Genomic DNA, 13,014 nt, shown 5'->3' on the forward strand with positions numbered 1-13,014 from the left:
GTTTGTATTTCAGGCCGCTTCCGCAAGGGCAGGGGTCGTTGCGGTGGACGACTTGGCCTTGGGCGGCAAGTGCCTCGGGGCTGAAATCCGTTCCGTCGGGATCGAACGCTTCGGTAACCAAATTGGTTTGGGATTGTCCGAGCAGTTCTTCCATGTCGGGCGCTTCGGAGTGGATGGTTTGGATGCCGACGGGTGCGGGTTCGGCAATTTCTTCTACATCGGTGTTGCGCTCGATTTGGACGGAGGTCAAGAGGGCGGCGGTTTGATGCTTGATGCCGCGCCACAGGTTTTCAAACATGGCGAAGGCTTCGCGTTTGTATTCCTGTTTCGGATTTTTCTGTGCATAGCTGCGCAGGTGGATGCCTTGGCGCAGGTAGTCCATGGCGGCAAGGTGTTCGCGCCATTGCAGGTCGATGACTTGCAGCATGACGTTGCGTTCGAAATCCGCCATCGGTTTTTTTCCGACCAGCTCGACTTTGGCTGCGTATTCTTCTTCCACGCGTTTAATCAGACGCTCTTTGATGTCCTGATTGTCCAAAGTGCTGTCTGCTTTGAGCCATGCTTGGATGTCTTCGTGCAGGCGGAATTCGGCGGCAAGCTGGCTTTCGAGTGCGGGGATGTCCCATTGCTCTTCCATGCTGTCGGGCGGTATGTACAAATCGACCAAATCGCTGATGACTTCTTCGCGGATACCTTTAGTCAGGTCGCTGACGTCTTTGCTGTTGAGGATTTCGTTGCGTTGGTGGTAGATGACTTTACGTTGGTCGTTGGCAACGTCGTCGTATTCCAATACTTGTTTGCGCATGTCGAAGTTGCGGCCTTCGACTTTGCGTTGCGCGCCTTCGATTTGGCGGGTCAGCATGCCGTGTTCGATGGCGATACCGCGTTCGGGTGCGAGGCGGTTGAGGATGGCGGCGGCACGGTCGAGCGCAAAGAGGCGCAGCAGCGGGTCTTCAAATGAGAGGTAGAAGCGGCTGGAGCCGGGGTCGCCCTGACGGCCTGCGCGTCCGCGCAATTGGTTGTCGATGCGGCGGCTTTCGTGGCGTTCGGTGCCGATGATGTGCAGGCCGCCTGCCGCGACCACTTGGTCGTGTTCTGCCTGCCAGCCGTTTTCAAGGGCGGCGATTTGTGCGGCTTTTTCTTCGTCGCTCAGGTTTTCGTTGGACTGGATGGCTTCGATTTGGTGCTTGAGGTTGCCGCCGAGGACGATGTCGGTACCGCGGCCCGCCATGTTGGTGGCGACGGTAATGGCGCCGACTTTACCGGCTTGGGCAACGATCAGGGCTTCGCGTTCGTGTTCTTTGGCGTTGAGGACGTTGTGCGGCAGTCCGGCTTTTTGCAGAAGACGGGAAACCAGCTCGGAGTTTTCGATGCTGGTGGTACCGACGAGGACGGGCTGTCCGCGTTTGTGGCATTCTTCGATGTCTTTGACGACGGCTTCGAATTTTTCTTCGGCAGAACGGAAAATCTGGTCGTTGAAGTCTTTACGTTGTACGGGGCGGTTGGTCGGGATGATGACGGTTTCGAGGTTGTAGATGCTTTGGAACTCGAAAGCCTCGGTATCGGCGGTACCGGTCATGCCGGAAAGTTTGGTGTACAGGCGGAAGTAGTTTTGGAAGGTGATGGAGGCGAGGGTTTGGTTTTCGCGTTTGATTTCCACGCCTTCTTTGGCTTCGACGGCTTGGTGCAGGCCTTCGGACCAGCGGCGGCCGGACATCAGACGACCTGTAAATTCGTCAACGATGACGATTTCGCCGTCTTGGATGACGTAGTGTTGATCTTTGTGGAACAGCGTGTGCGCGCGCAATGCTGCCATGAGGTGGTGCATCAGGGCGATGTTGGCGGCGGAGTAGAGAGAGTCGTTTTCTTGCAGCAAACCCATTTGAATCAGGATTTGCTCGGCGTGTTCGTGACCCGCTTCGCTCAAGATGACTTGGTGTGCTTTTTCATCGACCCAGTAATCGCCTTCGCCTTCTTCGGTTTCTTGGCGGATGAGGTGCGCGGGAAGGCTGTTCATGATTTGGTACAGCTGGATGTTGTCATCCGCCTGCCCGGAGATAATCAGCGGGGTACGCGCTTCGTCGATCAGAATGGAGTCCACTTCGTCCACTACGGCAAAATTCAATTCGCGCTGAACTTTGTCGTATTGGTCGGTCACCATGTTGTCGCGCAGGTAGTCGAAGCCGAATTCGTTGTTGGTACCGTAGGTAATGTCAGAGCCATAGGCGTTTTGACGGTCAAACGGCTGCATATCGGCAACGATGACGCCGACGTTTAAGCCAAGGAAGTTGTAGAGCGGTTCCATAATGCCTGCGTCGCGGGCGGCGAGGTAGTCGTTGACGGTAACAACGTGCACGCCTTTGCCGGATAGGGCGTTGAGATAGACGGCAAGGGTGGCGACCAAGGTTTTACCTTCACCGGTACGCATTTCGGCGATTTTGCCGTCGTGCAGCACCATACCGCCGATAAGCTGGACGTCAAAGTGGCGCATACCGAGTACGCGGCGGGACGCTTCGCGGCAGACGGCGAAGGCTTCGACCAAGATGTCGTCCAAAGTCTGACCGTTGGCGAGGCGTTGTTTGAATTCGGCTGTTTTAGCCTGTAAATCCGCATCGCTCAAGGCTTTCATTTGTTCTTCAAGTGCGTTGATTTTGGCAACGGATTTACGGTATTGTTTGAGCAGCCGGTCATTGCGGCTGCCGAAGATTTTCTTAGCAATGTTTGTCAGCATGAAATAGTTCCTGCGCCTGATATAAAATAATGGCGAAACGGGGATTTTAACACAAGCCTCGCGGCAAGGCAGTCATGCCGTTTGAAATAAAGGCAGTTTTACCGGATTTCAATCTTGATAATACAACCGTACACTTTGAAAAGGTCGTCTGAAACATATGAATTTGGAACAATTGGGCAAGCGGGATGCGCGGTTGGCCGGTTTGTTGCAGCAGTCGCAACAATGGCGCAGGCTGGATGCGGCAGTCAAACGCATCCTGCCGGCAAACCTGCACCCGCACTTTCAAACTGCCTGCATCGAAGAGGGTAGGTTGGTGTTGCTGGCGGCAAACGGTATGGCGGCTTCGCGCCTGAAAATGATATTGCCCGCGCTTGTGCCGCAGCTTCAGGAATTGAACGCGGGGATTCGGGATGTGGCGGTAAAAGTCGTACCGAAGCCGCCGGCACAACCCAAAGTCAACAGCCTGCATTTGAGCGGGGCGGCATTGGAGAGTTTTGATGCGGCGGCGGCAAAATTGGAAGACAAGCATCCTGAATTGGCTGCCGCGCTGGCGGAGTTGGTGCGCAAACACAGCCGTTGAGTTTGAAATGGTTGTGTTGTTTGTTAATTAAAGTTAAAGAGTATTTCGTATGACTGATAAAATCTAATACTAAAGAAATACGACATTAATAGTAGCTATTCTCATTTGTGTAAACTGAGGTAAAACAGCCGTTGAATTTTGGATTTGTTCGATTTGTTGTAGCAGAATATAGTTTCATTTTCATCCTTCTTTCGCTTGCGGATATGAAATCTGAAATTAGGTTCATTAATATATATTCGCAAGTTTTTATTTTGTAGAACTTAACATATTCTCACCTATCATTAGGAGATACACATGAAAGCTTATTTGGCTCTGATTTCCGCTGCCGTTATCGGCTTGTCCGCTTGTTCACAAGAAGCTTCAAAACCTGCCGAAGCCCCTGCTCCGACTGCATCTGCTGCTTCCGAAGCCGCACCTGCACCTGCAGAAAGCGCACCTCCTGCCGATGCTCCTGCTTCCGGCGCGGCTTCCGCCAACTCTGCCGCAGCACCTGCCGCCGGCAACTGCGCGACTACTGTCGAAGCCAACGACGCTATGCAGTTCAACACTAAAGAAATCCAAGTCAGCAAAGCTTGTAAAGAATTCACCGTTACCCTGAAACACACCGGTACCCAACCTAAAGAAAGCATGGGTCACAACATCGTCATCGGTAAAGCCGAAGACATGGACGGTATTTTCAAAGACGGTGCCGGCGCTGCTGCAACCGACTACGTGAAAGCTGACGATGCACGCGTTGTTGCCCACACCAAACTGGTCGGCGGCGGCGAAGAAGCTTCCCTGACTCTTGATCCTGCCAAACTGGCGGGCGGCGAATACAAATTTGCCTGCACCTTCCCGGGACACGGTGCTTTGATGAACGGCAAAGTGACTTTGGTCGACTAATCCGTCCAAGCTTCAAAATACAGACAGCCTGCTTTATGCAGGCTGTTTTGTTATAAAATGGTCGTCTGAAAAGTACCCATTGAGAACACAAACATGAATCCGTTTGAAACCAAAAGCGTTACCTTTGCCGAACCGATTGAAATGCTGTACGCCTGCCACGGCAAAGTACGCCGTTTCTGCGGCCAAGTCGCCATGCTGTCGGACTATATCGCCGAAAACGGCTGCAATCAGATTGTTTTGCAAACCATCCGCCAAATCGCCCAGTATTTCAACGTCGCCGCCCCGCTGCACCATGAAGACGAAGAAGAAAACTTCTTCCCGCTCCTGCTGCAATACGCGCCGCAAGCCCAAGAAAGCGTGAATGAGCTTTTGCGCCAACATGTCAGCCTGCATGGCAACTGGGATGCCGTGGCTGCCGAATTTGCCAAACTCGAAGCAGACAACGCCTATATCCCCGATGCGGAAGCGTTCAAACGCTTTGTGGCAGGTTACGATGTGCATCTGGCGATTGAAGAACCCTTGTTCGACATGGGCAAAACGTTTATCCCCAAAGAGAAACTGACCGAAATCGGCGAAATCATGGCGGCGCGCCGACGCAGATAAGGTCGTTTACAGATTGCCGTTTCTTCAAACAAAGGTCGTCTGAAAACTTGAAAACAGAGTTTCAGACGACCCCCAGTATCTCCCTGCAAACCAACCACGTCGTCTAAAAAGGAAGCAAACCATGCTGACGCCAAAAAGCTGCGATTTGTTCAATATCCCGTTTTTCCAGTTTGCCCAGCTCAAAAAATACCAGCCCGAAAGCATCCCGCAAATCAAAGCCGACTACAAGGAAAACTGGCAGATATGGCAGCAGCTGATACAGCAGGTCGCCGCAGACTTGGGCGAACCTTTCGCCCCGCCGCATATCGAACGCTGGTGTAACGGCTGGCAGGTGCGCGCCCATTTCTTCGCCTACTTTAAATACGCCCAATACAAAAACTCCGCCGCGATTTTATCGATTTTATTGAACCGCCGCCGCCTGAGCGTCAGCTTGGACTGGCACTGTTACAAAGCCGACGTGTCGCCGATTGCGCTGCCGGAATACAACCGCTGGCTGGATGATTTCGATACCGAAAAATACGCCGCATTCGATATGTGGCACGGCGCGGAAAGCGAATATGACGACTACCGCACCGTCGCACAACAAAGCGAATCCGACCGAAAATTGCAAAACGATGAAGACTTTTTCTGTATTGGCAAACATATCGAACGCGACGATTTGGGCAAACAGGATGTAGCAAAATGGATAGTCGAAACAGTGGAAGATTTGCTGCCGCTTTATGAAGCCTGTCATGGCAAATGATTTAGAACATATCAACCTAACCCGAAGGTCGTCTGAAAATCAGATTGAGAACATTTCAGACGGCCTGATTTCCCAAGTGAACAAAATGACCGAAACCCAATCCCTAGAACTCGCCAAAGCGTTGATTTCCCGCCCGTCCGTTACCCCCGACGACCGAGATTGCCAAAAACTGCTTGCCGAACGCCTACACAAAATCGGTTTTGCGGCTGAAGAACTCCATTTCGGCGACACCAAAAACATCTGGTTGCGACGCGGCACGCAGGCTCCTGTCGTCTGTTTTGCAGGGCATACCGACGTCGTGCCGACAGGCCCTGTTGAAAAATGGGATTCGCCCCCGTTCGAGCCGACCGAGCGCGACGGAAGATTATACGGGCGCGGCACGGCAGACATGAAAACCAGCATCGCCTGCTTCGTTACCGCCTGCGAACGCTTCGTTGCCGAACATCCCGATCACCAAGGCAGCATTGCGCTTCTGATTACTTCCGACGAAGAGGGTGACGCGCTGGACGGTACGACCAAAGTCGTCGATGTATTGAAAGCGCGCGACGAGCTTATCGACTACTGCATCGTCGGCGAACCGACCGCCGTGGACAAATTGGGCGATATGATTAAAAACGGCCGGCGCGGCTCGCTGTCGGGCAACCTGACCGTCAAAGGCAAGCAAGGACATATTGCCTATCCGCATTTGGCAATCAATCCCGTACATACTTTTGCCCCGGCCTTGTTAGAGCTGACGCAGGAAGTCTGGGACGAAGGCAACGAATACTTTCCGCCGACCAGCTTTCAAATTTCCAATATCAACGGCGGCACAGGCGCGACCAATGTCATTCCGGGCGAGCTGAACGTCAAATTCAATTTCCGCTTCTCCACCGAGTCCACCGAAGCAGGGCTGAAACAACGCGTTCACGCCATTTTGGACAAACACGGCGTGCAATACGATTTGCAGTGGTCGTGTTCGGGGCAGCCCTTCCTGACCCAAGCGGGCAAACTGACCGACGTGGCACGCGCAGCCATTGCCGAAACCTGCGGCGTAGAGACCGAATTGTCCACCACCGGCGGCACTTCGGACGGACGCTTCATTAAAGCCATTGCGAAAGAACTCATCGAATTAGGCCCGTCCAATGCCACCATCCACCAAATCAACGAAAACGTGCGGCTGGACGATATTCCGAAGCTGTCGGCGGTGTATGAGGGGATATTGGCGCGGTTGTTGGCTGAAAAGGCCGTCTGAAAAGAAAGATGGGCTGTCGGATATGGATGTCCGACAATTTGATTAGGTCTAACGTGAGTTTGAGATAACGCATTGATTTTTATGTAGAACGATTTATTTGAACGGCAATCCATTCCCTCTCCCGTGGGAGAGGGTTAGGGAGAGGGCATTGGGTCGGCAACGGAAATATTGTCTGTATCTGCCCCGTTTTACCCTCTCCCCAACCCTCCCCCACAGGGGAGGGAGCCAAGTTGCAGGCACGCCGACGGAATTTGCTTCGCATCAACTGCCTTATTTTGAACGCATGTCAAACTTAAATTTGCAAGGCCGTCTGAAAAGCAGATTGCTTGTCGGATATGGATGTCCGACAATTTGATTAGGCCTAACGTGAGTTCGAGATAACGCATTGATTTTTATGTAGAACGATTTATTTGAACGGCAATCCATTCCCTCTCCCGTGGGAGAGGGTTAGGGAGAAGGCATTAGGACGGCAACGGAAATATTGTCTGTATCTGCCCCGTTTTACCCTCTCCCCGACCCTCCCCCGCAGGGGAGGGAGCCAAGTTGCAGGCACGCCGACGGAATATGGTTGAAACCCGGCCCCTCAGGGCAGTAGAATTTTGTTTATTTTTTGGGAAGTAACCCCTTCCAAATCAGGGTAAACAGGACTGTGCCTTATGTGCAGCCCTGTGTGTTGAAACATTGAGGAATATAACCGTGCCGTCAAATTACTTTCATACGCGTGAACGATTGGGTGCTTTAGGCGGCATCGTGCAACATCATACCGCCTTGTACCGCAGCGTGGCGGTACATGAACCGACCGTGGTTATCGTGCGGCGCGGATGCAAGAAGCTGCGGTGGGCGGGGCGCGAATTGAGGATTGCGGCAGGTGAAGCGGTCGCGTTGGCAGGCGGGCAGACGTTTGACGTCATCAATATTCCCGATTCAGACGACCTCTATCAGGCGCAATGGATTGCTTTCGAACAGGAAGCCATAGAAAGGTTTGCCGCACAATACGGGACGGCGCAGGCAGTGTGTGATGCGGTGAAGCTGCCGCACCCCGGGCGGATGAGCGCGGCGTTTGATTATGCGGCTGCGGTACTGGCGGATGAAGAAGTGCCACACAATGCGGCGGAGGCCGCGCTTTGCGGCGTGTTGGCGTGGTTGCAGCATGACGGCATCGGTTTTACCGTGTACGAAGGCGTCAACCTGATGCGGCAAATCCGCAAACTGATTACCGCCGATATGGCTGCGGACTGGTCGTCGGCGATGCTGGCGCAGCGGCTTAATTGCAGCGAGGCCGCGTTGCGGCGGCGGTTGGCGCGGCAGGACACGAATTTCCGTACGCTGCTGACGGATGTTCGCATGATGCGCGCGCTGACGCTGTTGCAGGTTACGCAATGGCCGGTGGCGCAGATTGCCGGCGCGGTCGGCTATGACTGCCCGTCCCGTTTCAGCGCGCGCTTCAAAGAGCGGTTCGGTTGCGTACCGTCGGCGGTCCGCTCGGAAGCGGAGCCGGCGGCATATCGGTGTATGGGGCAGGTCAGCGTCGGTGTTCGACCGTGAATTTCGCTTCGCCCAAGCTGTTTGCCTTAGTGAAGAAACCGACCAGCGCGGGTGTGGATTCGGCGGTGATGTTCGGCAGCTTGGCGACTTTCAGCGCGGTGAGCGTGAATTCGTAGCGGTGTTTCCTGCCTTCGGGCGGACACGCGCCGCCGTAGCCCGGAGTGCCGAAGTCTGTGCGGGTTTGCAGCGCGCCTTTGGGCAGCCTGCCGCCTTGCGCGGTAATGCCTGCGGGCAGGCGGCGGACATTGGCGGGGATATCGGCGACCACCCAATGCATCCAGCCCAGGCCGGTCGGCGCGTCTTTATCGTAAACGGTCAGGACGAAACTTTTTGTCCCTGCGGGCGGATTTTTCCATGACAGCGCGGGCGAAGCATTGCCGCCCGAACAGCCAAAGCCGTAAGGCGCGCTCAAAAGCTGGTTTTGCGTAAAGCCGCCGTCTTTGGACGGGTTGTCGAATTGCAGCGTGAATGCGCCCTCGGCAAAGGCGGCGGTTGAAAAAGCCAGCAGTACGGCGGAGAGGATGCGGGTTTGCATAGATGATTCCTTTACTTGATGAATAAGTGGATTCATTATAGGCTGTCAACGGCGGCAGGAATGTGCCGAAACGGTTGGATGATGTGCCGAAATGCGCAAATGCAAAAATCGTGGTTTCAGACGACCCTTTGCAGGTCGTCTGAAATCTTTAATTCCTTTCCCTGAGGCTTTAGAAATATCGAATATTTAGGAATTGCCGCAACCCAACCCTCAAGATTTACGTCGTAGCCCGTTCCTGCATCGGCGTGCGGGAATGGCGAAAATTGGGGATTTTGCCGTCAAATCCATGATAGAGATACGGAGTAAACGAATGATTACCCTGCCTTTCTTAAACAATCTGCCGTCAAAATGGGATGAAATCCGCCATTGGCTCGAAACCCAAGTTTTTGAGTGTGAAGTCATGCCGTATCCCAATCTGACGGAACACGAAGCCAAGCAGTTCGAGCAGGATTTTATCGACCGTATCGGCTGCACACCTGAAGAATATATCCGTATCCGCCGAGCCATCCGTCTGTTGGAGGCACGTTATCCTGATAGCTCGAACGAACTGACCGCAGCCGCCATTGCCACGCCTTTGGGCGAGATGTTGGCGGTGTTCGGCGGTAAAGGCTTGTGTTTGCTGGAATTTGTCGGGCAGAAACATATGGAACAGGAAATTACCGCCGTCCAAAAAGCCTTGCGCGGACGATTTGTGTTTCGGGAGGATGAGCGAACGCAACTTCTGCGGCAGGAATTGGACTTATACTTCAAGGGTCGTCTGAAAACCTTTGCCACGCCTTTGGAGCAGATTGGCACTGAATTTCAAAAGCAGGCATGGGATGAGCTGCTGGCGATTCCCTACGGCGAAACGCGCAGCTACAAGGAGCAGGCGCAGCGTTTGGGCAATCCCAAAGCAGTCCGCGCCGTTGCCGCCGCCAACGGGCAGAACAAAGTGTCCATCCTGATTCCCTGCCACCGCGTTATCGGCAGCGACGGCAAGCTGACCGGCTACGCGGGCGGCCTGAACCGCAAACAGTCGCTGCTTGCTTTGGAACGCGGCGAAGTTCAGACGACCTTGTTTTGATTTTGAGGTAGACAACACCGATTAAAATTATCGGATTTGAAAATCCGACCTGACTAAAATAGAGCAGCGGCAGATTGCTCATCAATGCCCGAACTGCCGGAAAGGAGAAATACGAATATGAACCTGAAAAACCGCCATTTCCTGAAACTTTTAGACTTTACGACCGAAGAAATCACCGCCTACCTCGACCTTGCCGCCGAGTTGAAAGCCGCCAAAAAGGCAGGGCGCGAAGTGCAGCGGATGAAAGGGAAGAACATCGCCCTGATTTTTGAAAAAACATCGACCCGCACCCGCTGCGCGTTTGAAGTTGCCGCGCGCGACCAAGGGGCGGGGGTCACTTATCTGGAGCCGTCCGCCAGCCAAATCGGGCATAAGGAAAGTATCAAAGACACCGCCCGCGTGTTGGGCAGGATGTACGACGGCATCGAATATCGCGGCTTCGGGCAGGAAGTGGTCGAAGAATTGGCGAAATACGCCGGCGTGCCCGTGTTCAACGGTCTGACCAACGAGTTCCACCCCACCCAAATGCTCGCCGACGCGCTGACCATGCGCGAACACAGCGGCAAACCTTTGAACCAAACCGCGTTTGCCTACGTCGGCGACGCGCGTTACAACATGGCAAATTCGCTGCTGGTGTTGGGCGCGAAGCTCGGCATGGACGTGCGTATCGGCGCACCGAAAACCTTGTGGCCGTCTGAAAACATCGTCGCCCGCGCCCGTGCCGTCGCCGAAGAAACCGGCGGAAAAATCTTGTTGACCGAAAACGCGGAAGAAGCTGTCAAAAGCGTCGATTTTATCCATACCGATGTGTGGGTCAGCATGGGCGAGCCGAAAGAGGCGTGGCAGGAACGCATTGATTTATTGAAAGATTACCGCGTTACCCCCGAGCTGATGGCGGCATCGGGCAACCCGCAGGTCAAATTCATGCACTGCCTACCCGCCTTCCACAACCGCGAAACCAAAGTCGGCGAATGGATTTACGAAACCTTCGGCTTAAACGGCGTGGAAGTAACGGAAGAAGTGTTCGAAAGCCCCGCCAGCATCGTGTTCGACCAAGCGGAAAACCGGATGCACACGATTAAAGCGGTGATGGTGGCGGCGTTGGGGGATTGACGGCGTTTCTGTTTGAATCCATTAAAAAGGTCGTCTGAAAATCTACTATAACGGGTTTTCAGACGACCTTTTGCCTTTATATCCTTTATAATCACGTCCATCACATTTTTATCCGCGCGCCCCTTCAAGCGGCGACGGAGCAATACGCGGCAGAGGCATGGCGGGTTCAGTTTAAACGGGTTTGGCATGGCTCCGCCTGTCCTGATTGAAGCTTAATCCGCCATCCGAATACGCCGCCCATCCGAAAGGTTCGCATGACCACTTATTCCCTCTTCGTTACCTGCCCGCGCGGTCTCGAAGCCCCTTTATCCCAAGAACTCGAACAACTCAAATGCCAAGACATCCGCGCCGTTGACGGCGGCGTCGCGTGCAAAGGCGGTATGGAACAGGTGTACCGCATCAACCTGCATTCGCGCACCGCAAGCCGCGTGTTGCTGCGCTTGACCAAGAGCGGCTACCGCAACGAGCAAGACATTTATAAAGCGGCGAAAAATATCCGCTGGACGGATTGGTTCGACTTGGAACAAACCTTCAAAGTCAAAGTAGAAGGCAAACGCGCCCAAGTCAAAAGTTTGGATTTCGTCGGACTGAAAATCAAAGATGCCGTGTGCGACGTGTTCCGCGACGCTTGCGGCGCGCGCCCCAGCGTCGGCAAAATCCGCCCCGACATCCGCATCCATGCCTTTATCGACGAGCGCGACATTCAAATTTTCATCGACACATCCGGCGAAGCCTTGTTCAAACGCGGCTACCGCCAAGACACGGGCGAAGCGCCGATGCGCGAAAACTTGGCGGCGGGCTTGCTGCTGCTGGCGGGCTATGACGGCTCGCAGCCTTTTCAAGACCCGTTTTGCGGCAGCGGCACCATCGTCATCGAAGCCGCTTGGATTGCTACCCGCCGCGCGCCCGGTTTGATGCGCCGTTTCGGGTTTGAAAAGCTGAAAAATTTCGATGCCGCCCTTTGGAAAACGCTGCAACACGAAGCCGAAACGCAAATCCGCCCCGCGCCTGCCGCGATTTCGGGCAGCGACAACGACCGCTATATGATTCGCGCCGCTGTTGCCAACGCTCAAGCTGCCGAAGTGGACACGTTTGTCCGTTTTGAAGTTAAAGACGCGCAGGATACCCGTCCGAACGGGGAAGGCGGCATTTTGATTTCCAATCCGCCTTACGGCGTCCGCCTTGCCGAAGTCCAAGCCTTACAAGCCCTTTACCCGCAGTTGGGCGCGTGGCTGAAGCAGCATTACGCGGGCTGGTTGGCAGGAATGTTTACCGGCGACCGCGATATGCCGAAATTCATGCGCCTTTCACCCAAACGCAAAATCCCGCTCTACAACGGCAACTTAGACTGCCGCCTGTTTTTGATGGATATGGTCAAAGGGTCGAACCGATAAATACGGTTGAAGGTCGTCTGAAAAGCGGTGGCAACGCTGTTTCCGTTTTCAGACGACCTTTTTCCATGTATCCAAATATAGTGGATTAAATTTAAATCAGGACAAGACGACAAAGCCGCAGACAGTACAGATAGTACGGAACCGATTCACTTGGTGCTTCAGCACCTTAGAGAATCGTTCTCTGAAATTCGGGCTGAGGTCGTCTGAATCACAATATCGAAAGGAAATAATATGATGAAACCTGTTGTTTTGAGCATTGCCGCCGCTACGGTTTTGGCAGCCTGCAATACGTCCGCCCAACAAGAAGCGCCGACAGTCGGCATGGCAAATCCGGCTTCTGAGTTTTGCGTGAAGCAGGGCGGGAAATTGGAAATGAAAAAAGACAAAGACGGCGGCGAATATGCGCTTTGCCATCTGCCGGACGGTACGGTCGTTGAAGAATGGGCATATTTCCGCCAGCACAATCAGTAATAACGCATTGAGCCGTCGCGCTTCGGACGCTTAGGCTCGATATTGCCGTTTTGATTTTGGCAGCGGCAGCCGATAACGAAAAGGTCGTCTGAAACCTTGTTTAAGGGTTTCAGACGACCTTTTG

General features: G+C 53.9%; 12 protein-coding genes. 10 read left to right on the top strand and 2 right to left on the bottom strand.

The genetic code is table 11. The annotated features are described in order from the left end of the window. A partial coding sequence (gene secA, locus HMPREF1051_RS02985) for a preprotein translocase subunit SecA (protein ID WP_003764294.1) occupies positions 1-2,731 on the bottom strand: 2,731 nt, incomplete at its 3' end. A gap of 157 nt (positions 2,732-2,888) precedes the next feature. Between secA and HMPREF1051_RS02990 the strand changes: the two genes are divergently transcribed. The 6 genes from HMPREF1051_RS02990 (at position 2,889) to HMPREF1051_RS03015 (ending at position 8,314) form a co-directional block, all read left to right on the top strand. Then, positions 2,889-3,311 (top strand): DciA family protein, encoded by a 423-nt coding sequence (locus tag HMPREF1051_RS02990; protein ID WP_036491508.1) that lies wholly within the window; start codon positions 2,889-2,891, stop codon positions 3,309-3,311. A gap of 294 nt (positions 3,312-3,605) precedes the next feature. Beyond that, positions 3,606-4,193: an azurin gene (gene azu / locus HMPREF1051_RS02995; protein ID WP_003760801.1), complete on the top strand. Its 588-nt coding sequence runs from the start codon at positions 3,606-3,608 to the stop codon at positions 4,191-4,193. Positions 4,194-4,286: 93 nt separating this feature from the next. Then, positions 4,287-4,796 carry a hemerythrin domain-containing protein gene (locus HMPREF1051_RS03000; RefSeq protein WP_003764291.1) on the top strand — a complete coding sequence of 170 codons (510 nt, stop codon included), beginning with the start codon at positions 4,287-4,289 and terminating at the stop codon, positions 4,794-4,796. Positions 4,797-4,917: 121 nt separating this feature from the next. Beyond that, complete coding sequence (locus HMPREF1051_RS03005; RefSeq protein WP_003764283.1) at positions 4,918-5,538, top strand: HI_0552 family protein; 621 nt, start codon at positions 4,918-4,920, stop codon at positions 5,536-5,538. 85 nt (positions 5,539-5,623) lie between these two features. Further along, on the top strand, positions 5,624-6,769 hold the full coding sequence (gene dapE / locus HMPREF1051_RS03010) for a succinyl-diaminopimelate desuccinylase (RefSeq protein WP_036491520.1): 1,146 nt from the start codon (positions 5,624-5,626) through the stop codon (positions 6,767-6,769). 729 nt (positions 6,770-7,498) lie between these two features. Continuing rightward, the gene (locus HMPREF1051_RS03015; protein WP_003764269.1) at positions 7,499-8,314 is read left to right on the top strand and encodes a helix-turn-helix transcriptional regulator; all 816 of its coding nucleotides are present in this window, start codon (positions 7,499-7,501) and stop codon (positions 8,312-8,314) included. On the opposite strand, the gene HMPREF1051_RS03020 is transcribed toward HMPREF1051_RS03015, so the two are convergent. Further along, positions 8,292-8,849 carry a YbhB/YbcL family Raf kinase inhibitor-like protein gene (locus HMPREF1051_RS03020; RefSeq protein ID WP_003764275.1) on the bottom strand — a complete coding sequence of 186 codons (558 nt, stop codon included), beginning with the start codon at positions 8,847-8,849 and terminating at the stop codon, positions 8,292-8,294. The genes HMPREF1051_RS03015 and HMPREF1051_RS03020 overlap by 23 nt on opposite strands. A 253-nt stretch (positions 8,850-9,102) precedes the next feature. Between HMPREF1051_RS03020 and HMPREF1051_RS03025 the strand changes: the two genes are divergently transcribed. The 4 genes from HMPREF1051_RS03025 to HMPREF1051_RS03040 all read left to right on the top strand — a co-directional run bounded on the left by HMPREF1051_RS03025 (position 9,103) and on the right by HMPREF1051_RS03040 (position 12,890). After that, complete coding sequence (locus HMPREF1051_RS03025) at positions 9,103-9,912, top strand: methylated-DNA--[protein]-cysteine S-methyltransferase (RefSeq protein WP_003764273.1); 810 nt, start codon at positions 9,103-9,105, stop codon at positions 9,910-9,912. A gap of 117 nt (positions 9,913-10,029) precedes the next feature. Continuing rightward, the gene (locus tag HMPREF1051_RS03030) at positions 10,030-11,025 is read left to right on the top strand and encodes an ornithine carbamoyltransferase (protein ID WP_003764271.1); all 996 of its coding nucleotides are present in this window, start codon (positions 10,030-10,032) and stop codon (positions 11,023-11,025) included. A 254-nt stretch (positions 11,026-11,279) separates the two neighbouring features. Next, positions 11,280-12,419 carry a THUMP domain-containing class I SAM-dependent RNA methyltransferase gene (locus HMPREF1051_RS03035; RefSeq protein ID WP_003764281.1) on the top strand — a complete coding sequence of 380 codons (1,140 nt, stop codon included), beginning with the start codon at positions 11,280-11,282 and terminating at the stop codon, positions 12,417-12,419. A 231-nt stretch (positions 12,420-12,650) separates the two neighbouring features. Beyond that, complete coding sequence (locus HMPREF1051_RS03040) at positions 12,651-12,890, top strand: DUF333 domain-containing protein (RefSeq protein ID WP_003764293.1); 240 nt, start codon at positions 12,651-12,653, stop codon at positions 12,888-12,890. Positions 12,891-13,014: the final 124 nt, after the last annotated feature.

It is taken from the genome of Neisseria sicca VK64, assembly GCF_000260655.1.
In the GTDB taxonomy this organism is placed as follows: domain Bacteria; phylum Pseudomonadota; class Gammaproteobacteria; order Burkholderiales; family Neisseriaceae; genus Neisseria; species Neisseria sicca_B.